Origin of the sequence: Burkholderia sp. 8Y, from assembly GCF_902506145.1 — a bacterium.
Lineage (GTDB): Bacteria > Pseudomonadota > Gammaproteobacteria > Burkholderiales > Burkholderiaceae > Caballeronia.
In genome coordinates this window covers 2,580-25,784 of the sequence record NZ_LR733520.1, presented here as the reverse complement: position 1 = coordinate 25,784, position 23,205 = coordinate 2,580, and the positions used below count along the sequence as shown (strand labels likewise).

20 protein-coding genes and 1 pseudogene are annotated in these 23,205 nt (G+C 62.2%); 9 read left to right on the top strand and 12 right to left on the bottom strand.

All coding sequences use genetic code 11. The features are described 5' to 3' along the window. The 6 genes and pseudogenes from GV035_RS10730 to GV035_RS10705 form a co-directional block, all read left to right on the top strand. A complete protein-coding gene (locus tag GV035_RS10730) occupies window positions 1-291 on the top strand; it encodes a hypothetical protein (protein ID WP_236572581.1) in 291 nt (96 codons plus the stop codon). Next, window positions 292-1,446 carry a tyrosine-type recombinase/integrase gene (locus tag GV035_RS10725; protein ID WP_159835095.1) on the top strand — a complete coding sequence of 385 codons (1,155 nt, stop codon included), beginning with the start codon at window positions 292-294 and terminating at the stop codon, window positions 1,444-1,446. After that, window positions 1,443-3,137, top strand: a complete 1,695-nt coding sequence (locus tag GV035_RS10720) for a hypothetical protein (protein ID WP_159835094.1) — start codon at window positions 1,443-1,445, stop codon at window positions 3,135-3,137. Before GV035_RS10725 ends, GV035_RS10720 begins: the two co-directional genes overlap by 4 nt. Next, the gene (locus tag GV035_RS10715; RefSeq protein ID WP_159835093.1) at window positions 3,134-5,011 is read left to right on the top strand and encodes an integrase; all 1,878 of its coding nucleotides are present in this window, start codon (window positions 3,134-3,136) and stop codon (window positions 5,009-5,011) included. The genes GV035_RS10720 and GV035_RS10715 overlap by 4 nt, the downstream gene beginning before the upstream one ends. Next, window positions 5,004-5,405 (top strand): TetR family transcriptional regulator, encoded by a 402-nt coding sequence (locus GV035_RS10710; RefSeq protein ID WP_159835092.1) that lies wholly within the window; start codon window positions 5,004-5,006, stop codon window positions 5,403-5,405. The genes GV035_RS10715 and GV035_RS10710 overlap by 8 nt, the downstream gene beginning before the upstream one ends. Window positions 5,406-5,469: 64 nt before the next feature. After that, window positions 5,470-6,780 (top strand): annotated as a pseudogene (locus GV035_RS10705) (YifB family Mg chelatase-like AAA ATPase); the annotation flags it as partial. 364 nt (window positions 6,781-7,144) lie between these two features. On the opposite strand, the gene GV035_RS10700 reads toward GV035_RS10705, so the two are convergent. Then, complete coding sequence (locus tag GV035_RS10700; protein ID WP_236572580.1) at window positions 7,145-7,708, bottom strand: hypothetical protein; 564 nt, start codon at window positions 7,706-7,708, stop codon at window positions 7,145-7,147. Between the two features lie 184 nt (window positions 7,709-7,892). Between GV035_RS10700 and GV035_RS10695 the strand changes: the two genes are divergently transcribed. Beyond that, a complete protein-coding gene (locus GV035_RS10695) occupies window positions 7,893-8,429 on the top strand; it encodes a TlpA disulfide reductase family protein (RefSeq protein ID WP_159835090.1) in 537 nt (178 codons plus the stop codon). A 58-nt stretch (window positions 8,430-8,487) separates the two neighbouring features. Here the strand turns inward: GV035_RS10695 and GV035_RS10690 are convergent, their stop codons facing one another. From GV035_RS10690 to GV035_RS10680, 3 genes are read right to left on the bottom strand one after another with little or no spacing between them, the layout of a single operon-like run. After that, window positions 8,488-9,828, bottom strand: coding sequence for a sigma-54-dependent transcriptional regulator (locus tag GV035_RS10690; RefSeq protein ID WP_159835089.1), 1,341 nt, complete (start codon window positions 9,826-9,828; stop codon window positions 8,488-8,490). A gap of 22 nt (window positions 9,829-9,850) precedes the next feature. Next, on the bottom strand, window positions 9,851-11,833 hold the full coding sequence (locus GV035_RS10685) for a sensor histidine kinase (protein ID WP_159835088.1): 1,983 nt from the start codon (window positions 11,831-11,833) through the stop codon (window positions 9,851-9,853). Window positions 11,834-11,856: 23 nt separating this feature from the next. After that, window positions 11,857-13,143 (bottom strand): dicarboxylate/amino acid:cation symporter, encoded by a 1,287-nt coding sequence (locus tag GV035_RS10680; protein ID WP_159835087.1) that lies wholly within the window; start codon window positions 13,141-13,143, stop codon window positions 11,857-11,859. A 1,237-nt stretch (window positions 13,144-14,380) separates the two neighbouring features. Between GV035_RS10680 and GV035_RS10675 the strand changes: the two genes are divergently transcribed. Further along, a complete protein-coding gene (locus tag GV035_RS10675) occupies window positions 14,381-15,607 on the top strand; it encodes a right-handed parallel beta-helix repeat-containing protein (protein ID WP_236572579.1) in 1,227 nt (408 codons plus the stop codon). Between the two features lie 290 nt (window positions 15,608-15,897). Here GV035_RS10675 and lipA read toward each other — a convergent pair whose 3' ends face one another. The 3 genes from lipA to GV035_RS10660 form a co-directional block, all read right to left on the bottom strand. Further along, window positions 15,898-16,899, bottom strand: a complete 1,002-nt coding sequence (gene lipA, locus GV035_RS10670; RefSeq protein ID WP_159835086.1) for a lipoyl synthase — start codon at window positions 16,897-16,899, stop codon at window positions 15,898-15,900. Beyond that, a complete protein-coding gene (gene lipB / locus GV035_RS10665) occupies window positions 16,896-17,699 on the bottom strand; it encodes a lipoyl(octanoyl) transferase LipB (protein WP_159835085.1) in 804 nt (267 codons plus the stop codon). Before lipB ends, lipA begins: the two co-directional genes overlap by 4 nt. Window positions 17,700-17,770: 71 nt before the next feature. Continuing rightward, window positions 17,771-18,097: a DUF2917 domain-containing protein gene (locus GV035_RS10660; protein ID WP_159835084.1), complete on the bottom strand. Its 327-nt coding sequence runs from the start codon at window positions 18,095-18,097 to the stop codon at window positions 17,771-17,773. 123 nt (window positions 18,098-18,220) lie between these two features. Between GV035_RS10660 and GV035_RS10655 the strand changes: the two genes are divergently transcribed. Then, window positions 18,221-19,180: a transcriptional regulator GcvA gene (locus tag GV035_RS10655; protein WP_159835083.1), complete on the top strand. Its 960-nt coding sequence runs from the start codon at window positions 18,221-18,223 to the stop codon at window positions 19,178-19,180. Here GV035_RS10655 and GV035_RS10650 read toward each other — a convergent pair. From GV035_RS10650 to GV035_RS10625, 5 genes are all read right to left on the bottom strand, one after another. Continuing rightward, a complete protein-coding gene (locus GV035_RS10650) occupies window positions 19,164-19,478 on the bottom strand; it encodes a DUF493 family protein (protein WP_159835082.1) in 315 nt (104 codons plus the stop codon). The two genes, GV035_RS10655 and GV035_RS10650, sit on opposite strands and share 17 nt — an antisense overlap. A 10-nt stretch (window positions 19,479-19,488) precedes the next feature. Beyond that, the gene (locus tag GV035_RS10645; protein ID WP_159835081.1) at window positions 19,489-20,406 is read right to left on the bottom strand and encodes a D-amino acid aminotransferase; all 918 of its coding nucleotides are present in this window, start codon (window positions 20,404-20,406) and stop codon (window positions 19,489-19,491) included. Window positions 20,407-20,438: 32 nt separating this feature from the next. Then, window positions 20,439-21,671, bottom strand: a complete 1,233-nt coding sequence (locus tag GV035_RS10640) for a D-alanyl-D-alanine carboxypeptidase family protein (RefSeq protein ID WP_159835080.1) — start codon at window positions 21,669-21,671, stop codon at window positions 20,439-20,441. Between the two features lie 420 nt (window positions 21,672-22,091). Next, the gene (locus tag GV035_RS10630) at window positions 22,092-22,718 is read right to left on the bottom strand and encodes an alpha/beta hydrolase (RefSeq protein ID WP_159835078.1); all 627 of its coding nucleotides are present in this window, start codon (window positions 22,716-22,718) and stop codon (window positions 22,092-22,094) included. Window positions 22,719-22,729: 11 nt separating this feature from the next. Further along, the gene (locus tag GV035_RS10625; RefSeq protein ID WP_159835077.1) at window positions 22,730-23,059 is read right to left on the bottom strand and encodes a (2Fe-2S) ferredoxin domain-containing protein; all 330 of its coding nucleotides are present in this window, start codon (window positions 23,057-23,059) and stop codon (window positions 22,730-22,732) included. Between the last annotated feature and the right edge of the window lie 146 nt (window positions 23,060-23,205).

Here is a 23,205-nt window from a genome sequence, read left to right as displayed (position 1 = left end):
GTGGATAACTCCGAACTGGCTAGGTGGCGCCACCTTGACGCCAGCGCGCTGCTTCCGTTACTTGCCGACCACGTTAAAAAAGATTCCGCTTTTGTTCCGACGAAAAGCCCCAAGTCTTCTCGATGGCATCTCATCGTCGGTGAGCGCCACTTCGAGCTTCTTTGCACCGACTCCCGATTCTTTGATACACGCGACGAAACAGGAGGTGCCGGGGCCATCGACCTGGCAATGCATCTCCGGGCATTGACCTTTCTGCAAGCTGCACGCTTGCTACGAGAGCGAGGAATCTAAGTGTTTCTCGTGCCCGCAACGAGCGACTACATCCTTGGCGGGCTACCGCGTCCGGGGTTCCCAATTCTTCTCTGGGAAAGCATGGAAAGCTGCGTGGAAGCAAATGAGTTCCTTCGCTTCTATCTCCTCAGAGGTCAAATCGGTTCAGCAAAGTCGTGGGAGGCGATTGGCCGAGCCTTGTACGATTACTTCGGCTTTCTCGAAGCCCACGAACTCGACTGGAGAGACGTGATGCGCGGCGAGGACAAGAACTTGGTAGCTGGCTACCGTGATTACTGTACCAACGTCGCAAACCTAGCGCGCAATACCGTACGGCAACGGCTAGTTTATATTTGCGAATTTTACGAATTCGCAGTTCGACGTGAATGGGTGCCCATCCTTCCATATTCGTATGAGCTGCGTCATGCGCCTGCGGACACAGGCTTTTTCGCGCATGTGAGCAACACCCGCAGGGGGCAGGAAGTCCGCTCTGTAATGCCCCGAAAGCACCCCAATCTGCCGAAGTTTCTCACTTCGGACGAGGCGGACCGGTTGCTGGCGGCGGCCGTCAACGAACACCATCATGTCATTATCAGAATGGCATTGAGGACAGGTCTACGACGTGAAGAGCTGGCCACCTTCCCAGTTTCTTACGTCTATGACCCTGACAAGGTCGGAATTCATTCAAGAAACGTCCGCGTCAGCCTTGACCCTTCCGATGGCAGCGGCATGCAGACGAAGGGGTCACGACCCAGGGACATCTACATGAGCCGAAGGCTCATGAAGAATCTTCATCGCTACGTCGTGCTGCATCGTGGTGCCCGTGCATCCTTGGCTTCAATCGAACCGACCCAGCTGTTCCTGAATCAGGATGGCGAGCCATGGTCGCAGGACGGGAAGGGAATCGAAGCGATGGTCAGAGCATTGGGGCGAAGCATCGGCCTTAGGACTCATCCTCACATGCTCCGGCATACCTACGCGACTCACACACTGGCTGTCTTATCTCGAAACCGAAAGCGCAATACGGTTGAGCCACTCGTCTTCCTTCAGAAGCAGTTGGGCCACGCGTCGCTGCGCTCCACCATGGTCTATCTTCACATCATTAACGAGATGGCTGACGAAGCTGTGCTTGCCTATGACGACGAGATTAACGACATTGGAGACGTCAAACCGTGAGTAGCAAGCGAAAAGTCTTCGTGAAGTCGGACCTGTCTATTCCGACCATCGAACATCAAATCATCGAGGGGAAACCTGTTGTTTCGCCCAATATTCTCCCTCCCCAAAACACCATTATCACTTTCCCACCGGAAGTCGGACGCTGGCGAACTTTCGACTTCTCGAAATGGTACGGCGTCGGATTGGACGCGATAACCTATGCTTGTCAGCGTCAGATAGAGAGGTTCTTCGCCAAGCAGGACGGTGATTTGGCTGCGCTCACTGTAGTGTCCTGCTGTAAGTTAGGAGCGGCTTTTTTCCTTGACTACTTGGTTCTTTTAAGTTCGTCGCTTCGTCGTGACCTCACACTGGCGGACATCAACCGCGAGATAATTGATGGGTATCTCGCCTTTCTCAGGAGCGATGGCACATCGTTAGTTACCTCTAAAGCACGGTACGGCTGCACCAAAACGCTTCTAAAAGCATTGTGCTCACGAGGGCTCGTTCTAGAAGTTCGCGATGGCGACAATTCGACGTTTCCGGATAATCCCTTTCCTGGAGTTTGGCGTCAGTCGAAGGGCGCAAAGCCTCTCTCGCGGGCTCAGCGAAAAGCGTTCACTCTCGCGGTGCGAAACGCTGTGGCGCCGCTATTTTCCGAAGGCGTGGAACTCACTGGATATTTGGTCGGATGTGCGCTGCTCGTGGTTGCACTCCACACCGGCAGGAACACTACACCTCTTCTTGAGATGCCGCCCGATTGTCTACGGCCCCATCCCAAGCTGGACAGGACATTTCTTGTGCTCTTTAAGCGGCGCGGTCGCAGGATAAGCAAAGTGGCGCTTCGTGACACGCACGCTGAATCGAAAGAGTCGGAAGCAATGCCCACTCTACGACCAACCGTCGCCCAGTTAATTCGGCGCGTTGTCGCCTTGTCGGAGAATCTCAGAAAAAAAGCGCCCAGGCACTTGAAAAATCGTGTATGGCTCTATCGGGCAAAAACGACCGGGCGGGTGAAGCGCATAGCCAATGAGATTGTGGCGCTGACGGATGGTACGCTCGCCCTCGCGATTAAAACCTTGGTTCGGCGTTACGACCTGAAGGATGAAAACGGGAAACCTCTGAATATTACTGTAAGCCGACTCCGAAAAACCTTCGTCAATCGCGTGTACGAGCTGCTTGAGGGTGATGTAGCCTCGACGGCCGCCGCCGCCGGTAACTCGGTGCCGGTCGCGGCCATTAGCTACCTGCGCCCGGGCGAGGACTCCCAGAAAAATTGGAAGTTCCTCGGACTTGCTTTGACCAACGAGCTCCTCACAAACACCTTGGGCGCAACAGAAAGGACGCCGGTTGGTCGCTGCAGTGATGTCTTCAACGGCGAGTATGCGCCGAAAAGAGACAATGTCATTTGCACGAACTTCCTCGACTGCCTTCGCTGCCGCAACTATGTCGTGACGGGAGACGACCTCTATCGCTTATTCAGCTTTTATTGGCGCATTTTGTCTGAGAGAGCACGCATGGACCCTCGGCGATGGCGAAAGCAGTTCGCACATATCGTTCGACTCATTGACCGAGACGTTATACAGGCGGGGCTGAAAAGAGGCGTTTTTAAACGAATCGATGTGGACCGAGAGCGCGAGCGTGCACGACAGGACCCGCATCCCTTCTGGCGCAGCGAAGCCATCATTCGTGAAGTCGAGGAGCTTTCGGCGTGAATGTCAAACAACTGCCCCACTCGAAAATCGATTCGCCTGCGTTCTTGCTAACACAACCCGACGACCTTCGGCTCGTGCCCAAAGGGTTGGAACGCGACAAGCTAGTCATATCGGTTCGGAAGGTGAACGGTAAATGGCGTGTGTTAAGCAGATACGGCGATGAAATTTGGTGGCTTACCGGAGCAACGACGAACACTCGTCAATCTGAAACGAAGATTGACTTCTTTATGTTTCCACCGTCCTACCGAGACCTGATGAAGCAGGTGATTTATCGCTACATGCGAAAGGGAGGCAGCAACCGCAGGCGTCTCGCCGCTTCGTCACTCAATCGGAACGTTCGTGAAATATCCTATTTCATCCGGCATATTCAAGACCTAGGCATCACTCGACTTGGTGACATCTCACCGCTCGTTTGCAATAACTATGTTCACGCAATGCGGTCCCGCAAGGAAACTGGCGGAAAAGCGCTAACGCCGGCGGCACTCTACAAACGCATCAAAGCCGTTACAGACCTCCATTACTTAAGCCAGTACACAAGCGACCCTATCCGCGAGCATCCGTGGCCAGACTCGTCTTCTCACCACCTTTCTGGCTCCAAAAAAGGCGGACGAGACAAGCGAGACCGCAAAACTCCGCTGATTCCGGACGACATCTTTGTGACGTTGTTTCAATCGGCGTGGAAAACTGTGGTTGAGGCACCGCCATTGCTGGACCTACGCGACGAAATGCGACGCAGGGTCGGCGCAAAGCCGGATAAACGGCGTAATGCGGATGCTCTTCGCGACCTAGGCTTTGAAGGAGCTTATGGAGAGTTCGTGGAACAGGTCCACGACATTCGCGCAGCCTGCTATGTGGTGATTGCCAGTCTCAGCGGGTGCCGCAATCACGAACTCGCCTTTCTTCGTGCTAACAGCTGCTACTCCACTACCGACGACGACAGCTTGGAATATTGGTGGATGAGGTCGGAATCCACAAAAACATTCGAGGGAGCTACCGAATGGATGATTCCCGATGCTGCCGTCACAGCGCTGCGCGTGCTTGAGCGGTGGGCTGCGCCTTACCAAGACATGTTGCGCGGAGAGATAGCCGCCTATCAATCCGCAGACGTTAACGATATTCGCGTCGCCGAAGCACAAGACCACCTCGATGCCCTGTTCGTCGGCGTGAACAAGGCCACAGGAAACAGAGTTCGTACGCTTTCGCTTAATGCGCTCAACTCCGACCTTAAGAAATTCGCGAAAGCGTGCGGCGTCGACTGGAACCTAGCCTCCCACCAGTTCCGGCGTAAGTTTGCGAACTATGCCGCTCGCAGCCAGTTTGGTGACCTTCGTTACTTGAAGGCTCATTTCAAGCATTGGTCGATGGAGATGACGTTGGGATATGCACTTAACGACTCTCAAGAGATGCTGCTGTATCTCGAAATCGAGGACGAGCTTGATGACCTGAAGGAAGCAGTCGTCTCGACTTGGCTTGACGCGTCAGAGCCGCTCTCGGGCGGGTACGGGACTCGTCTTGTCGACTGGCGCTCGCGAGATGAAAACATTGGCCTGTTCAAGAACCATGCTGCGATGGTCGCATCGATTGCACGCAGTACGCCCATACGGAGCAATGGTCACGCTTGGTGTACCGCTGACGACAATTTGTGCCCAGGCAACGACCTTGAACCTACGCGCTGTGGTGATGGGTGCAATAGCGCCGTTATCGGACGGCCACATACGCATGTCTACCACAGCCTGTTCCACCAACTTCGACAGTTAGAATCTGCGGAGGATATCGGTCCGAGTGGACGCGCGCGGGTTGCAAAAGACGTTTCCCGGTGTGCCGATGTGCTAGCCAAATTGGGCTGCCCTATCGAGGATTCACAGAATGGGTGACCGTAAGCATGCAACCACGCGTGAAAAAGAACTCGAGTTAGCAATCCATCGAATCGAGCGCGGCCGTGCTCGTACCAATGCGGACAAATTAAGCATTTCGGCCGTAGCTCGTGAGGCCGGCGTCACGCCTGCGCTTATCCATAACCACTATCCGTCTATCGCCGAGCAGATACGCGTCAAGCAAGGCGCTTCGAGCCGACAACAGCGCGATGCGAAACGGAACGAGCTAGCAGAAGAACGTCGAAAGAACGCCGAGCTTCGCGCCGAACTTGGTGCGGTGAAGGCACGGTTGCAGAAATTGGCCACTCTGAATGAGATGCTCGTCATCGCGAATCGTGAATTAAGCGCCAAGCGGAGTAGCGACAATATTGTGGACCTCCGCCCTCAAAACTGATAGGAACGTCAACATCTTGATTTTAAACAAGAAGATTTTTGGTAACTGTTAACGACACCCCTAAAGACCAGACCTGCCGATCGCGCTCGGCATTCTCGCCGCGAGCGGGCAGATTCCCGCGGAATCGCTTGCGGATCGTGAATTCGCGGGAGAGTTGTCGCTGACCGGCGCGCTCAGGCCGATGCGCGGCGCGTTCGCGATGGTCTGCGGCGCGGCACGCCAATACTCAGCCGCCGACGCCGCCAGCGCCCGCGTGCCCGAGGTCTACGTGCCGCTCGCGAGCGCGGCGGAAGCGGCGCTGGTGCCGGGCATCGAGGTGTACGGGGCGGCGGATCTGCCCGAGCTTTGCGCCCACCTGAACGGCGTACCCGACGCGCGGCTGAGACCCGCGCGTGCCGCGACGCTTTCCGACGCGGCTTGCACGCCATCGCCGGATCTCGCCGACGTCATCGGTCATCCGGGCGCACGACGGGCGCTCGAAGTGGCGGCGGCGGGCGGGCATCATCTGCTGATGGTCGGGCCGCCGGGCGCGGGCAAGTCGATGCTCGCCGCGCGTCTGCCCGGCCTTCTTCCGCCGATGTCCGACGACGAGGCGCTCACGTCCGCCGCCATCCTCTCGGCGAGCTCGCTCGGCTTTCAACCGGCGCAGTGGCGGCAGCGGCCGTTTCGCGCGCCGCATCATTCGTCGAGTTCGGCGGCGCTCGTCGGCGGGCGCAATCCGCCGCAACCGGGCGAGATCACGCTCGCGCATCTGGGCGTGCTGTTCCTCGACGAGCTTCCCGAATTCGATCGCAAAGTGCTGGAAACGCTGCGCGAACCGCTCGAAGCCGGCCGCATCACCATTTCCCGCGCCGCGCAACAGGCGGACTTCCCCGCCGCCTGCCAGCTCATCGCCGCGATGAACCCGTGCCCGTGCGGATGGCGCGGCGATCCGTCCGGCCGTTGCCGATGCTCGCCGGACAGTGCGGCGCGCTATCTGCGCAAGCTGTCGGGGCCACTGGTCGACCGCATCGACATTCAGATCGAATTGCCGGCGCTCTCGCCCGCGGAACTGTCGGCGCGCAGTGCGAAGCGTGGCGAGTCGAGCGCGCAGGTGGCGGCGCGCGTCGCCGTCGCGCGGGAGGCGCAGTTGCGCCGACAGAGCAAGACGAATCGCGAACTGGACGGCCGCGAAGCCGACGACGTTTGCCGCCCCAATTCCGCCGGCGAGGCGCTGCTACGCTCGGCGGGAGAGCGGTTCGGCTGGTCGGCGCGGGCGTATTACCGCGTGCTGAAGGTCGTGCGGACGATTGCGGATCTCGCGGGCGTCGACACGCCGGAAGCCGCGCACGTTGCGGAAGCGATTCAATATCGGCGCGCGCTGGCTATCGCGTGAGGCTTGCGCTCACTGCGTAAACGGAAAATTGCTTGTCAAGTCTTGACTTATGCACACTGACGCGATCCGCGCGTGTGTTTCATCCGATCAGACGGTGCGGGCAAGGCCATTTGCCAGCTCATTGATTTTATTGAACTAACTAAATTGCCGTGATCGGAGGCAAACTAACGCGAGCCGCATGTTTGCGGCATTTGATGCCTACCGCACACTCTTTTCCACAAAGTTATCCACAGAGATTGTGGATAGCGGAAAAAAGTCCTGACAAATCCGCGCATTACCGCTGGATGCTGCGAAGCGACTTGCAGTCCAAAACGCGCTCAAAACCGGCTTTTAAGGCAGTGCTTCCATGATTCGAGCATCTCCTCTAAAAAAGCTTGAAGGAAGAGAAAAACTGGTCGGCCTCCTGTGCGGGCGGGGCTTTGTCGGAGACGATCGCCAGTTGATAAACATGCGCCCCGCGTGCGACGAAACGCGCCTGGATGGTCCGCGACTCGCGCTTTTCACCGCTCGCGCCCTGCACCTGCATCTCGCTGCCAAGCACGCGGCCGCCCGCTGCAAGTTCGACTTGCGTCGCGCGCGCCGACGGGTGCGCGTTCACGTTGCGCGCGAGTCCCTGCTCCAGATAGTCGAGCGCCGCGCGTTGCAGCGCTGGATCGGCGCTCGGCAGGACGACCGTGCCGACAGCGAAGACAGCGTCGTTGGCCTCGGCGGTCTGCATGCGCATGGTCATCGGCTGGCCGGCGATCTCGATCTTGCGTTCATCGGCGCGTGGCTTGGCGGGCAGCGTCACTTCGTAACCGTCGTCGTTGTTCATGACGGTGCGCCAATCGTAGGCGGGCGTGCACGCCAGCAGTGCGCCGCAGGCGAGGGCCGCGATCGCCGCGCGCCACGCTAACAGCGAGGCTAAATGGCGCACCGCCGACGCCACGGGAGAAGAAACGTGCTTCATGTCGATCCGTTGCGTGAGAAAGCGTCATTATCGCGCCGTGATCCCGGGCTTTCCGCTTCGTCGTGATGCCGCCGGGCGTTTGGCGCTAAAATAACCGGCACTTTCCTATTGCGGTTGCGCCCTTCCTTCCCCGGGCGCTCGGCTCTGCAATCCGAGGTTTCCCATGTCCCAAACCACGCAAGACACCCCCGCTCGCGCCAAGAGCCCGTTGCGCTATATCGTGATGGCGCTCGTCGCGGGCGTGATCGCCTGTACCGGCTACTTCGCTTTCGGCGGCCAGCAGCGCGTGCCGGACGCCACGTTCACGCTGCTGTCGGGACAGAAGATCTCGACATCGGCGGATCTGAAGGGCAAGGTCTATCTCGTCAATTTCTGGGCGACGAGCTGCGAGACCTGCATGAAGGAAATGCCCGAGATGATCAACACGTACAACAAGTACAAAGGCCGCGGGCTGGAGTTCGTGGCGGTCGCGATGAACTACGACGCGCCCATGTACGTCAGCAATTACGCGCAGACGCGCAACCTGCCGTTCAAGGTCGCGATGGACGACGGCACCGCCGCGAAGCAGTTCGGCAACGTGCAACTGACGCCGACCACCTTTGTCGTCGACAAGAACGGCAAGATCCTCAAACGCTATGTCGGCGAGCCGACTTTCGCGGAACTGGATGCGCTGCTGGACAAGGCGCTCGGCTCGGCCTGAATCCGGCGCGTCGCACGCAAAAAGACTAGAACGCCCGCATTCGCGGGCGTTTTCCCTTCTAGCGGTCCGAATCGCCCTTCGCCGCGAGCCCGTAACGCTTGATCTTTTCGTACAGCGTCGCCTTGCCGACCTGCAAACGGTCCGCCGCCACCGCGACCGCGCCGCCGCACTGCTCCAGCGTCTCTCCGATAACCGCGCGCTCGAAGTGCTCGGTGCGCTCTTTCAGCGATTGCGTCGCCGTATCGAGCGACGCGCCCGCGTCGTCGAGCACGCCCAGCACCATGCGATCCGCCGCGTTGCGCAGTTCGCGCACGTTGCCGGGCCAGTCGCGCTGCATCAGTTCGGCGCGCTGCCTGTCCGTGATGAGCGGCGCGGGCCGGCCGTAGCGCACGGCGGCATCGAGCAGAAAATGCTCGAAGAGCGGCACGATGTCCTCGCGGCGCTCGTTGAGCGGCGGCAGCGTGATGGTCACGACGTTCAGCCGGTACAAGAGGTCGCGCCGGAACGTGCCGTCCGCGACGTGCTCGTTCATGTCGCCCTTCGCCGCCGCGACCACCCGCAGGTTGGCCCGCACCGGCTGATTCGACCCGAGCCGCTCCAGCACGCCGTCCTGCAACACGCGCAGCAACTTCACTTGCAGCGAGAGCGGCATGCTCTCGATCTCGTCCAAAAACAGCGTGCCGCCCGATGCGTGCTCCAGCTTGCCGATGCGCCGCTTCTGCGCGCCGGTGAACGCGCCGGCCTCGAAGCCGAACATCTCCGACTCGAACATCGGCTCCGGCAGCGCGCCGCAGTTCACCGCGATGAACGGCTTGTCCCGGCGCGGCGACAGCTCATGCAGACTGCGAGCGATCAGTTCCTTGCCCGCGCCCGTATCGCCGTTGATGAGCACGGAGGCGTCCGTCGGCGCGACGTTCGCGATCAACCGGCGCACCTGCTCGATGGCCGGACTGCGCCCGATGATGCGCGGCGCGACGCTGCTCTGCTCCGCGAGTTCGCGCCGCAGCGCCTGATTCTCCAGCACGAGCGTGCGCCGTTCCAGCGCGCGCCGCACCGCTTCCACGAGACGCTCCGACGCGAACGGCTTCTCGATGAAGTCGTACGCGCCGTCGCGCATCGCTTGAACGGCCATCGAAATATCGCCGTGCCCGGTGACGAGGATGACCGGCACGTCCGGCGCGCGCTCGCGGCATTGCGCCAGCAGATCGAGGCCGCTCGCGCCCGGCAGACGGATATCGCTCACGATCACGCCGGGAAAATGCGCGTCGATGGCACGCGCGGCGGATTCGACGCTGCCGTGCCCCGCCACCTCGAAGCCCGCGAGTTGCAGGCTCTGCACGCTCGCGCGGCGCACGAGCTCGTCGTCTTCGATGAAGATCACCTGCAAACCGGTGGTCATGGTCTTGCCTCGATTCAGGTTGCTACGCGCGTCGCAGTGTCAAAACGAATTCTGCGCCGTGCGAGTGATCGGCGTCGGCTTGCGTGCCGCCTTCCGGACCGTCGGCGACGATGGGCGCCACGCGGTTGCGCGCGGCGAGCGTGCCGCCGTAGTCCCGCGCAATCGCCGATGAAATCGCGAGTCCGAGCCCCAGCCCGTGACCGGTCTCCTTCGTCGTGAAGAACGGCTCGAAGAGATGCGGCAGCGCGTCGGCGGCAATGCCCGGTCCGTTGTCGCGCACCACGATTTCGACGGCCTCCGCGCGGACATCCAGCTCGATCACGATGCGCGGGGCATCGCAGGACGCCACGGCATCGAGCGCATTGCCGATCAGGTTGATGAACACCTGCTCCAGCCGCAGATCCTCGCAGCGCACGATGACCGGCGGACCGTCGCCTTCCAGTTCCGGCGCGATGTCGAGCACGACGGTCTTCAGACGCGGTCCGAGCATGCCGAGCACGTTGCGCAGCGCGCGCGCCACATCCGTGCGCGCGTTCTTCGGCCGAGCCTTCGCGACAAAGAGCTTGAGCTGATTCGTGATCTTGCCCATGCGTTCGGTGAGCGCGGCAATGGCTTCGAGATTTTCGCGCGCCGCCGTCTGATCGCCGCGCTGGATCAGCACGCGCGTGTTGTCCGAGAAACTGCGCAGCGCCGCGAGCGGCTGATTCAGTTCGTGCGTGATGCCCGCCGCCATCTGCCCGAGCGCGGCCAGTTTGCTGGCCTGAATGAGTTCGTCATGCGCGGCGCGCAAATCCTGCTCGGCACGCGTGCGTTCGTTGACTTCCTTCATGAGCTGCGCGTTCGCCTCAGACAGATCCGCCGTGCGCTCCGCGACGCGCTGGTTCAGTTCCGCGTACGCCGCCTGCAACAGTTCGCGGCTGCGGATCATTTCGCGCACGCGCGCGCGCCGCATGCGCCAATAGAACGCGAGCAGACACAGCGAAACGAAGACGAGCGCCGTGACGACGACTGCCGTCTGCGCCGCGCTTTCGACCGGATCGAGCGGCGCCATCGTGATGAGCTGCCAGTCCGGCTCGCCGATGGAACGGCGCGTCGCGAGAAAGCTCGGCGCGTTGTGTCCGCCGCCGACGCGCACGATCTGCGCGCCGCCTTCCAGCGTTTCGACGATAGACAGAGGCAGCGGCGTGATCGGCTGCTGCGCGTACTGACGCGTCTGATACACCGACGCCTCCACGCTCTGCGGCAGCGGCCGCACCGTGTGATATTTCCACGACGGCACCGACGACAGGAAGATCACGCCGTGATCGTCGGTGACGAGCAGCGGCTCGGAGGCGTCCGCGCCTTGCAGCCATTCGAGATTGAGCTTCACGACCGCCACGCCGATCAGATCGCGCCCGCCTTCCTGATACACCGGCTGCGAGATGTAATAGCCCGGTTCCAGCGAAATGGTGCCGAGTCCGAAGAATCGTCCGACGCCGCCCTTCACGGCATCGACGAAATACGGCCGGAAGTGATATTCCACGCCGATGAAGCTGTCCGGCCCGCGCCAGTTGCTCGCCGCGACACAGTAGCCGTCGGCGCGGATCAGGTAGGTCGCCGTGGCATGCGCGCGGCGGTTGAGGTCTTCGAGATAGCGGTTCGCGCGATCGACATTGCGCGCATCGGGCGAGACGAGCACGTCCTGCACGAACGGATGGCGCGAGAGCAGATACGGCAGATATTCGTAGCGGTCGAGCGTGCTTTTGAGCGTGTTCGTCGTGCGGTCGACGCGCGCCGCCGCGTTGCGCCGCAATTCGTCGATTCCGCGCTGCCGCTCGACGTGCCACGTGAGCGCGCAGGACGCCGCGAGCAGCGCGGCGAGCGCAAGAAACACGAGGATGCGGCGCGTCACGTGAGCAGATTCCCGCGATTGAGAATCCCTCATTGTGGCATAGGCGTCTTCGGGGTAAGGCTTCCGAAACGACCGCGGCGAAGCGTCCGCTGAAGGAGGCTTCGCCGCTCGCATGATCGTGTTCTTATGGACCGGCTTCAGACCGTTTCGGCTTCTTCGGTCACATCGACGGTCCGGTGCAAGGCTGCCCGCAGCTTGGCGCGGTCCAGCTCACGTTCCCACGCCGACACGACGACCGTCGCCACGCCGTTGCCGACGATGTTCGTCAGCGCGCGGCATTCGCTCATGAAGCGGTCGACGCCGAGAATCAGCACCATGCCCGAGAGCGGAATGGTCGGCACCACGGCGAGCGTCGCGGCGAGCGTGATGAAGCCCGCGCCGGTCACGCCGCTCGCGCCCTTCGACGTGAGCATCGTCACCGCGAGCAGCGTCAACTGCTGGCCCCACGTGAGGTCGGTGTTGGTCGCCTGCGCGATGAACAGCACGGCCATCGTCATGTAGATGTTGGTGCCGTCGAGGTTGAACGAGTAGCCGGTCGGCACGACGAGACCCACGACCGAGCGCGAGCAGCCGAGCTTTTCGAGCTTCAGCATCAGTTGCGGCAGCGCGGCTTCGGACGAACTCGTGCCGAGCACGATCAGCAGTTCTTCCTTGATGTACGCGACGAAGCGCAGCACGGAGAAGCCGACCAGGCGCGCGATGATGCCGAGCACGACGACGACGAACACGACGGAAGTCAGATAGAACGTGCCGATCAGCTTCAGCATGGGCACGAGCGAGCCGATGCCGTACTTGCCGATGGTGAACGCCATCGCGCCGAACGCACCGATCGGCGCGAGCTTCGTGATGATGCCGACCATGCCGAAGAGGATGCTCGACAGGCTTTCGATGAAGCTCGTCACCGGCCTGCCGCGCTCGCCGATATGCGCGAGCACCGCGCCGAACAACAGCGCGATCAGCAGGATCTGCAGGATTTCACCTTGCGCGAACGCGGACGAGAGCGTGTCCGGAATGATGTGCAGGAAGAAATCGACCGCGCTCTGGCCGTGCGCGGCTTTCGCGGCGAAGGCGTCGATCGCCTTGTGATCGAGCGTGGCGGGATCGACGTTGAATCCGACGCCCGGCTTCAGCACGTGCGTCGCGATGAGACCGAGAATCAGCGCGAACGTCGATACGACTTCGAAGTACAGCAGCGCCTTGCCGCCGACGCGCCCGACTTTCTTCATGTCCTCCATGCCGGCGATGCCCGTGACGACGGTGCAGAAGATGATCGGCCCGATGACCATCTTGATGAGCTTGATGAAGCCGTCGCCGAGCGGCTTCATGTCGGTGGCGAGCGAGGGATAGAAATGCCCGAGCGCAATACCGATGGCAATGGCCACGAGCACCTGCACGTACAGGACTTTATGGAAAGGTTTCTTCACGATGGTTCCAGGCAATATCAGGCGGTTGGCAACGAAAGCGCCAGCGGCGAGCCGCGAAGTGCGGGCAAAACGGCGACGCGAGGCGAGAAGCCGCGCGCAAGCCGATCGCGTCGCGTAAGCGAGAGCCGCTACGTCGACGGATTCAGGGACGGTTGGGTGCGAAAAAGGTCATTGGCGTGTCTCCTTGACTTTTATGGGCGGCTTCGCGGGCCGTGGCTCTTATATCGCAAGGGCGATGCCAGTGTGCGGGCTCCCGTAAGTCATTGAAATTCAAGGCGTCGCGCGGGCCGCGCGATATCGGCGGTCCGGGTTTCCGGAAAAGCGGCAGGCCGCTGTCTGATGATCCGGACGCTTTTTCTGCTTTCGCCCGCTGATTCATGCGCTCGGGAAGCGCGTTCGCGGAGTCTCGGGCGACAGGCTGTGGCAGCCAACTCCGGCCGTTCGGCACAGCGAACGAACCGCGCGGCGGCGTCGCCGTCACTGCGGCGCGCGGCTGATCGGGTCGTTGCGCGTCACGTAGTTCGTCCAACCGATGCTCGCTTTGAAAGCGTGTTCTGATCCGCGCCGGTCTTCAATCAGCCCTTCCGAGAAAACCAGACCTTAGCCATGAATGGTCAGCGGGTCGTGCTCGTCGCACGAACTCACTGGCGCACCGCCGTGAAGCGAGACCATAGAGCCTGCTTCTGGAGCCAGCGTAAATATTGCTCAATCGAAGTTTGTCAGCGGCAAAGATGTCCGCATCTGAAGGCGCCGATCCAGACACGCCAAGAAGTTCGATGTGTTGAAGGCCAATGTGTACTCCGAAGCATTGCCACGACCGTTCGCATTTATTCGAGCAATATGTACTCCATATGGCACTTATATTCCGCATCAACGCAAGAAAATTACCGATCGAAAGCTATTCCTCTGAGAAAACGCGTCGATTCATGCTAAAAAGCAAACGATTGCGCGAAGATTTTTTCCGCTTACGGTATGACTAAACGGCTAGCCTTGCTTTCTTAGGACTGTTACGTTTAGAAACGTTTGCGGTCGTTTTCGGACCCTATACTTCGGGCTCCTTCAGCAAACGTAAAAAATTGCCGTGTCGTCGAACCGATTCCTCCAAACGCGGGGCAATAATTCCCTGCTCAGCGTCTCCAGCAACATCAATGCGCCTCTCACCCGTAGAAATTTCCTGACCTACCTGATGGCGGGCGCGGGAAGTGCCGCCTTGGCCGCTTGTGGCGGCGGCAGCGAAGTGGCAGGTACCGACGCGGTCGCCGATGCGGCGGCCGTGGCAAAAGCCGCGTCGTCGAGCGGCACGGTGATTCCGCCGGCGGCATCCATTACCGATAGCTCCGGCGGCGTCTGGACGCTCGTCAGCGGCCACGCAACGCGCAACGGCTCGACGGTGTCGACCGGGTCTCCCGTCGCGTACACCACCATGCTCTACTTCAACGGCGTGATTTACGCCAAGAACTCGGCGGGCAACTGGTACAAGAGCGGCACAACGCCGTGGCAGAACCTGGGCACCGCGGACCCGCGCACTGCGGCAACCGCCGGCTCGCAAGGCACCGCGACCAGCACGAGCGGCGTGCTGCAAGACAAGTCCTTCGGCGTGAAGGGCGACGGCACGACCAACGACCGCGCGGCGCTTCAGGCCGCCATCGACGGCTCCGTCGGGCAGATTCTGCTCATCACGGGCAAGAGCCGCATCGACGCGACCGGTCTCACGCTGCACTCGAACACGCATATCCGCTTCGCGCAGGGCGCCTCGATCAAGATGCTGCCGCACAAGACGGACACGTATCAGATGATGCGCGTGTGGGACGTGAGCAACGTGAATATCGAAGCACCGTACCTCGACGGCAGCAAGGAACTGAACTCCGTCGGCTACGGTGAATTCGGCATGGGCATCTCGATCGCGGGCGCAACGGGCGTCACGATCACGAACCCGACGACGATCAACTGCTGGGGCGACGGCATCTACATCGGCAACAGCATGGGCGGCTCGGGCAAGACCAGCTCCAACGTGTCGGTCAGCGGCCACCACGCCAACGGCTGCCGCCGCCAGGGCGTGTCGATCACCTCGGGCAACGGCATCACGTTCACGAGCCCGCTGTGGGAGAACATTTCGGGCACCGCGCCGTCGTGCGGTCTCGACATCGAGCCGGACGACAACTCCGCCGTGCTTCAGGCCATCAAGATCGTCAACCCGACGACTCAGGGTTGCGCCGGCCCCGGCATTCAGGTCTACCTCGGCTCCTTCGCCGGACCGGTCGCGAAGAATGTCGACATCCAGATCTCGAACCATACCGACAACTGCGCGATTGGACCGTTCGGCGTCGGTGGTCTGGAGCTGAATGGCCGCGTCGTGACCGGCGCGATCACCAGCAGCAATCCGGTGTGGAAGCAGAACTGGTACCTCGGCGACTGGGATAGCAAGGGCCCGAAGGTGTCGGTCGTGAATCCGAAGATCGGCTAAGGCGGGAGATGTGTCGCTGGCGTGGTTCGGCGGGCGGCTAGAAGATCATTGTCATGGCGGCAATCAGACGGCTCGCCACCTTCCGTACTGGCCGACGTATCCAATCGCATCGGCCTTCTGCGACGCGTCCGTTCATCAGCGAGCGAAACGCGCCGCTCATGGCTACTAGATCCGCTGAATGGCCGAAATCGGCGTGCCGCGCCGCCTCCCCGCCTCCCTCGCCGATTCACGCGCTCGAAAAAAAACCCACGTCGCCGTGGGTTTTTTCTTTGCTGCGAGCGAAAACGCGATCAAACCACGCCCGCGCCATGCGCCTGCACATCCGCGTGATAGCTCGAACGCACCATCGCGCCGACGGCCGCGTGCGTGAAGCCCATCTTGTACGCTTCTTCCTCGTACATCTTGAACGTATCCGGATGCACGTACGCGCGCACCGGCAGATGATGTTCCGACGGCTGCAAATACTGGCCGATCGTCAGCATGTCAACGTCGTGCGCGCGCAAGTCGCGCATCACCTGGAGAATTTCCTCTTCCGTTTCGCCGAGGCCGACCATGAGCCCCGACTTGGTCGCCACTTCGGGATGCAGCGCCTTGAAGTCCTTCAGCAGCTTCAGCGAATGGTGATAGTCGGAGCCCGGACGCGCTTCCTTGTATAGACGCGGCACCGTTTCGAGATTGTGATTCATCACGTCGGGCGGCGCGGCGGTCAGGATATTGATCGCGCGGTCGAGACGCCCGCGAAAGTCCGGCGTGAGAATTTCGATGCGCGTTTCCGGCGAATGCTCGCGCACCTGCCGGATGCATTCCACGAAATGCGCCGCGCCGCCGTCGCGCAGATCGTCGCGGTCGACGCTCGTGATCACCACATACTTGAGCTTCAGCGCGCCGATGGTGCGCGCAAGATTCAGCGGCTCCTCGGGATCGAGCGGATCGGGACGGCCGTGGCCGACATCGCAGAACGGGCAGCGGCGCGTGCACTTGTCGCCCATTATCATGAACGTGGCCGTGCCCTTGCCGAAGCACTCGCCAATATTCGGGCAGCTCGCTTCCTCGCAGACAGTGTGCAGGTTGTGCTCGCGCAGGATCTGCTTAATCTCGTTGAAGCGCGAATTGCCGGTCGCCGTGCGCACGCGAATCCACTCCGGCTTTTTCAGCTTCTCGATCGGCACGACCTTGATCGGAATGCGCGATGTCTTCGCCTGCGCCTTCTGTTTCGCGGTGGCGTCGTACGCGGGCATCGACGGGGAAGCGGGAGCGGTATCGCCAGCCAGGTTTGCGGTTGCGTCAGTCATTCGGTTGATCCGGTAGATGCAGCGGGACGGCTCGTGCCGTCTTGCGGTTGAGCGGCGGCGCTCGGCGTGCCGTCTATCTGATGCGCCAGTCTTTCGGCGAGCGTGAGTGCGACATCGCGCCAGCCGGCCACGACGCCGAGCGTCGCCATGTCGACCGTTTCGAGTCCCGCGTAGCCGCACGGGTTGATCGCGAGGAACGGCCGAAGGTCCATCTTCACGTTCAGGCTGACACCGTGATAGCTGCAGCCGTTGCGGATCTTGAGCCCGAGCGCGGCGATCTTCGCGCCCCGATGCAGTTCATGCAGATGAACCTCCGCGCCGCGTTGCGCCTGAAGCGCCGACGGCGCGGCGACATAAATGCCCGGCGCGCCCGCCTTGCGGTCGGTCGCCAGATTATACGTGGCGAGCGTTTCGATCACGGCCTCTTCGATACGCCGCACCAGTTCGCGCACCATCAGCTTGCGGCGGCGCAAGTCGATCAGCAGATACGCGACGATCTGCCCCGGCCCGTGATACGTGATCTGCCCGCCGCGGTCCACCTTGATGAGCGGAATGCCGCTGTCGGCGAGCAGCAAATGCGCGGGATCTCCGGCGAGACCGAGCGTGAACACCTGCGGATGCTCGACGAGCCAGATTTCGTCCGGCGTCTCGGGCGTGCGGGCGTCGGTGAATGCGCGCATCGCATCGAAACTCTGGCCGTACAGCTCGAGGCCGCGCCAGCGCAGAACGACGTCGCCAGGCAGGCCGACGGCAAGTTCGGAAGACAACTCAGGAGAAATGGCAAGCGGCGTGGCGGACATGGTCCCGGTAGTTTACCGAAATCGCTCCATGCCCGCCGGCCGTGAAGACGAAGATACGTGGCCGCGCACGCCTACACGGTGCGCCATCCGGCGCGAAAGCGCAGCGCGAGGCGCTCGATGCGCGTGGACAGCCAATGGATCGCGCGTTCATCGCGGCGCGGCACGATGGTGAACACGACGCACGCGGGCTTCTCGCCTTCCGCCGAAAGCCAGAGCCGCTCACGCTCGCGCAGGTTGAGCCGGTCGCCGGGCGCGAGCCAGTAATCCTCGATGTCATTGCTGCGCGTCGCCCAGACCGGGCAGCCGTGCACGGTGAGCCGCGTGCCGCGCGCAATGCGCATCGGCACCGTTTCGCCCGGATTGATTTCGAACGTGACGCTTGTTGATATTTCTCGCATGATCGACTCCGCCAACGGACCGTTTCGATGACTACAATCGTAGGCGTGGCAAGGCATTGGACAAAACGATCAATTTTCACCGCTATGTGAGCCGCATTGACAAACGCATCCGCGAACATCCACATGGACCTCCGCCAGCTTCCCGCGCTGAACGCGCTGCGAGCGTTCGAAGCCGCCGCCCGTCACGAGAGCTTTTCGCGCGCCGCCGACGAGCTTTTCGTCACGCACGGCGCGGTCAGCCACCAGATACGCGCGCTGGAGGCGGAACTCGGCGTGGCGCTTTTCGCCCGCGACGGCAAGCGCGTGCGTCTCACGGACCGCGGCCGCCAGTACGCGGCGGACGTGCGCGCGGCGCTCGTCGCGCTCGCGGAATCGACGCGGCGCATGCGTTCGGGCGACCGGGACCGGCGGCTCGTCGTGTCCATGCTGTCGTCGTTTTCGGCGCGGTGGCTCACGTCGCGCGTGGGCGGTTTCATCGAAAAGCATCCGGAATTCGATCTCGAATTGCTGTCGACGAACGCCCTCACCGACTTCAGCCGCGACGACGTGGACGTGGCCATCCGCTTCGGCTACGGCAAGTATGCCGGCCTGCACGCGGAGCCGTTGCTCGACGAAGTGTTCTTTCCGGCGTGCTCGCCGCGCTTCAATGGCGGCGCGCTGCCGCGCGTGCCGGCCGATCTCGCGAACATGCCGCTTCTGCGCTCGGGCGACGAGCTCTGGCGCCCGTGGTTCGACGCGGCGGGCCTGCCGGACCTGCCGGAGCCCAAGCGCGGTGTCTTGTACGAGGATTCGTCGAATCTGCTTCAGGCGGCCATGGACGGCCAGGGGATCGCGCTCGTGCGGCGCTCGCTCGCGATGCAGGAAATCATCGACGGGCGGCTCGTGAGGCTCTTCAACGTGGATGGTCCGAGTCCGTGGACCTATTTCTTCGTGTGTCCGCCGGAGTTGCTGGCGACGAAGCGCGTGCAGGCGTTCCGGGAGTGGATCTTCTCTGAAGCGGAGCAGTTCAGGCTGCTCTACGAGCGCACGCCCGCCGTGTGCGATGCGCCCGCAGCCGCAGGCAATCTCAGAGCACTACCTTGACCATCGGGTGTCCGGTGAGCGCGCGATAGATGTCGTCCAGATGCGCGCGGTTCTGCGCGCGCACCGTGCACGTCAAGCCGGTGTAGTTGCCGCCGGACGACGGCCGCGCTTCGACGCGCGTCACGTCGAATTCGTTGTCGAACTCGCGGATCACGGTGACGATGGTGTCCTGAAACTCCGGATGCGACTTGCCCATCACCTTGATCGGGAAATCGCACGGGAAGTTGAACAGTGCGTCGGTGCTGCTCGCCTGCGTCGGGTCGGCCGACTGCGGCTTGGAATCGAATGAATCGGACATGGCTTTCTCCTTAACCGGCGCGGCTCGCCCATTGCGCGAACTCGCGCGATTTAGCCCGCTGGTAGGCTTCATAAAGCGCAGCATAGACCGGGCCGGGACGGCCCCTGCCGACGGCCTGGCCGTCGAGCGTCGTGATGGGCATGACTTCTTTCGTCGCCGAACTAATCATGATTTCGTCGGCGGCGCGCAGCTCGGCCTCGGTGATATCGCGTTCCTGGAACGGAATCCCCGCCTCGGCCGCGAGCTCCTCGACGAGTCCGTAACGGATGCCTTCGAGAATGCGCGGGCCGCGCGGCACGCCCAGCAGCGCGCCGTCTTTCGCTACCCACACATTTGAGGACGAACCTTCGGTAAGCAAGCCGTCGCGCAACTGGATGGTTTCGAGGGCGTCGTTTTCCGCCGCGTGCTGCGCCATCAGCACGTTGCCGAGCAGCGATATTGCCTTGATGTCGCAATGCAGCCAGCGCCGGTCCTCGGCGGTCACGGCCACCGCGCCTTGCGCGCGGCTCGCGGCGCTCGGCAACACAAGCGGGCTCAGCATGACGAAAACAGTCGGCGTGATGCCGGCCGGAAACGCGTGCCCGCGTCTCTTCGCGACACCGCGCGTCACCTGAATGTAGACGAGCGCGTCGCCCGGGCCGGCGTTCGCGTCGATCGCGCGGGCGATGAGCGCGCGCCAGCCCGCGTCGTCGAACGGATTCTCGATGCGGATCTTGCCGAGACTGCGATTGAGCCGCGCGAGATGCTGCGCGAGGCGAAACGGCAGGCGCGCGCCGTCGCCTTGTGCGTAGAGCGGCACGACTTCATACACGCCGTCGCCGAAGATGAACCCGCGATCCAGCACCGGGACGCGCGCCTCGGAAAGCGGCCCCCACTCGCCGTTCAGATAGACCGTCGGATTGAAGTCGTCGGCTTGGCTCGGGGTCATGGAAACCGCTCCGTTGGAACTGAAAGACGCGATTACTTCTTCTTTTGCCACATCAGCAGCGCGGAATCCCACAGGCGGCCGAAGAGGCCGGCTTGCGGCACGTCCTGCAGCGCGACGAGCGGGAACTGCGCGACGTCCTTGCCGTCCGCCATCATGCGGACCGTGCCGATCTGCTGGCCCTTCTTGATCGGCGCGATCAGCAGATCGTTGTGCGTGACGGTCGGCTTGACCTTGTCGCCGAGGCCCTTCGGCACGGTGATGTACTGATCGGTCTCGACGCCCGCCTGCACGTTGTCCGACGCGCCCTTGTACACGCGCGGCGATTCGATCACCTGATTGGCCTTGAAGAGACGCAGCGCGTCATACGCGGTGTAGCCGTAGTTCAGCATCTTGAGGCTGTCCTGCACGCGCGCCGATTCCTTCGGCTCGCCCATCATGACCGCGACGAGACGACGGCTCGCGTCCGGCATGCCCGGCAGCGAACGCTTGGCCGTCGCGATCAGGCAGTAGCCCGCCGCTTTCGTGTGGCCGGTCTTGAGGCCGTCGACGCTCGGGTCGAGCCACAGCAGGCGGTTGCGGTTCGGCTGCTTGATCTTGTTGTACGTGAAATCCTTCACCGAGAAGATGCTGTAGTACTCGGGGAAGTCCCGGATCAGGCGCGTCGACAGCACGGCGAGGTCGCCCGCCGTCGTGTAGTGCTGCGGATCGGGCATGCCGTTCACGTCGGCATAGTGCGTGTGCTTCATGCCGATGCGCTGCGCGGCCCCGTTCATCAGATTGACGAAGTTGGCCTCGCTGCCGCCGACGAGTTCCGCGAGCGCAATGGCCGCGTCGTTGCCCGACTGCACGATCATGCCGTAGACGAGATCGTGCACCGTGACCGGCTTCTCCGCTTCGATGAACATGCGCGACTCGTCCGTCCTCACGCGGCGCACGGCCTCGCTCGGCATGACCGTCTGGTCCATGTTGATCTTCTTGGACTTGAGGGCGTCGAAGACGAGGTACGCGGTCATCAGCTTGGTGAGCGACGCGGGTTCCACGCGCTCGTCCGGATTGCCGGATGCGAGCACCTGATTGCTGGTGGCATCGACGAGCACCCACGAATGCGCCGTCACGGCGGGCGGCGGCACTTGCGCGAACGCGCTCGCGGCGGCGAGCACGGACGGCAGCACGATCGCGGCCTTCAGGGCGCGGCGCGTAACGACGGAATTCGAAGCGGAAGCGGAGAGAGGCGAAAAAGAAAAGCCGGAAGGGAAAAAGCGCATAGGATCGGTCGGCAGAAAGAGCATCGGCGCTACGCCCGGGATGATCCGAAGGCGGCGAAGCGCGGGTTGAACAGGCAGACCGTTCATGCCGGTCGCGCTCTTCGCCTGCTGGCGGAAACCGGCACGGGGTGCCGCGGCGAAGGAGCGCACATTCGACAGACGGCCGCGCCATCGGTTCTCAAACGTTTGTTTTCGAACGTCGCGTGGGCCGGCACGGAGCCGGCGCTCTGGCGTCGGGCTTTTCGCCGCAGCGTCAAGACAGAAAGTCGCGGCGAAAAAATTCTGCGCCATTATACGCGCGGCCAAGCGCGCGATTGCCGCGAATCGGCGCGAATTCAGCACCGATTCGCGCTTTTTCAGGCGATGCCTTAAGCGAAAAGTCGAATCGCGACGCTCGGTGCTTCGCGGTGCGGCGAAAGCCTAGCGCCACGCGTCGACGATCACGCGCTTGAGAATATGCAGCTTGCGATGGAAGAAATGCTCGCCGCCGGGAATGACGACGACCGGCAGTTCCTGCGGCCGCGCCCAGTCGTAGACGGAAGCGATGGGCACGGTGTCGTCGACTTCGCCGTGAATCACGAGCGTGTTTTCGGGCACGGGCGCGACTTCCCAGCGGCTCGCCGCCGTGCCGACGAACACCATGCGCTCGATCGGCTGCCCGCTTTCCTGCATGCGCTTCGCCACATGCGACAGCACGAAGGTGCCGAACGAAAAGCCCGCGAGGACGATCGGCACATCGCGCTGGCCGGGCTGCGCGCGCATGTGTTCGATGACCGCGAGCACGTCCTCGCGCTCGCCGATGCCGTTGTCGTGCTCGCCTTCGGTCTCGCCGACACCGCGAAAATTCGAGCGGTACGTCGTATAGCCGAGCTGCACGAAGGTGCGCGCGAGCGTCTGAGCGACTTTGTTGTCCATCGTCCCGCCGAAGAGCGGATGCGGATGCGCGACGAGCGCGATGCCGCGCGGCGCGGACTCCGTGCGATCGAGCGCGACTTCGATCTTGCCCGCCGGGCCGTCGATTAGAAATTTCTCTGTTTGCGCGTTCATGGAGGCGAGCGTCAGACGGGTTGATCGATCAGAAGACGCTCGACGATTTTCCCGTTCGCGAGATGCGAATCGACGATTTCGTCGATGTCGGTTTCATCGATATACGTGTACCACGTCCCTTCCGGATACACGACGACGACCGGCCCTTGCTCGCAGCGGTCCAGACAGCCGGCCTTGTTGATTCGCACTTTGCCTTCGCCCGCGAGACCGAGCTTCTTCACGCGCTTTTTCGCGTGCTCCTGCATGGCTTGCGCGTTGCAATTGGCGCAGCTCGGACGCGCGGCGTCGGGTTCGCGCTGATTGAGGCAAAAGAACACGTGGTACTTGTAGAAGGAGTCCATGAGCGTCCGGCGATGAGGGTGTCGATCGATTATAGCGAGCGATGTCGGGGGGTGTGGGGCGGCTACTCCAGCCCCCATGCAGGGCGGTTGGCGGGAGCGCCCCAACGACCGACCAACGCCAGCCTAAACCCCACCCCCCTCCCCAC

Coding starts and splice junctions, on each gene's coding strand:
- GV035_RS10685 (WP_159835088.1), bottom strand. CDS start 11,833: ATGCGAGCGGCGAAGCCTCCTTCAGCGGACGCTTCGCCGCGGTCGTTT.
- GV035_RS10655 (WP_159835083.1), top strand. CDS start 18,221: ATGGACCTCCGCCAGCTTCCCGCGCTGAACGCGCTGCGAGCGTTCGAA.
- GV035_RS10660 (WP_159835084.1), bottom strand. CDS start 18,097: ATGCGAGAAATATCAACAAGCGTCACGTTCGAAATCAATCCGGGCGAA.
- GV035_RS10645 (WP_159835081.1), bottom strand. CDS start 20,406: ATGACCCCGAGCCAAGCCGACGACTTCAATCCGACGGTCTATCTGAAC.
- GV035_RS10625 (WP_159835077.1), bottom strand. CDS start 23,059: ATGGACTCCTTCTACAAGTACCACGTGTTCTTTTGCCTCAATCAGCGC.
- GV035_RS10690 (WP_159835089.1), bottom strand. CDS start 9,828: ATGACCACCGGTTTGCAGGTGATCTTCATCGAAGACGACGAGCTCGTG.
- GV035_RS10640 (WP_159835080.1), bottom strand. CDS start 21,671: ATGCGCTTTTTCCCTTCCGGCTTTTCTTTTTCGCCTCTCTCCGCTTCC.
- GV035_RS10650 (WP_159835082.1), bottom strand. CDS start 19,478: ATGTCCGATTCATTCGATTCCAAGCCGCAGTCGGCCGACCCGACGCAG.
- GV035_RS10630 (WP_159835078.1), bottom strand. CDS start 22,718: ATGAACGCGCAAACAGAGAAATTTCTAATCGACGGCCCGGCGGGCAAG.
- GV035_RS10695 (WP_159835090.1), top strand. CDS start 7,893: ATGTCCCAAACCACGCAAGACACCCCCGCTCGCGCCAAGAGCCCGTTG.
- lipB (WP_159835085.1), bottom strand. CDS start 17,699: ATGTCCGCCACGCCGCTTGCCATTTCTCCTGAGTTGTCTTCCGAACTT.
- GV035_RS10710 (WP_159835092.1), top strand. CDS start 5,004: ATGGGTGACCGTAAGCATGCAACCACGCGTGAAAAAGAACTCGAGTTA.
- lipA (WP_159835086.1), bottom strand. CDS start 16,899: ATGACTGACGCAACCGCAAACCTGGCTGGCGATACCGCTCCCGCTTCC.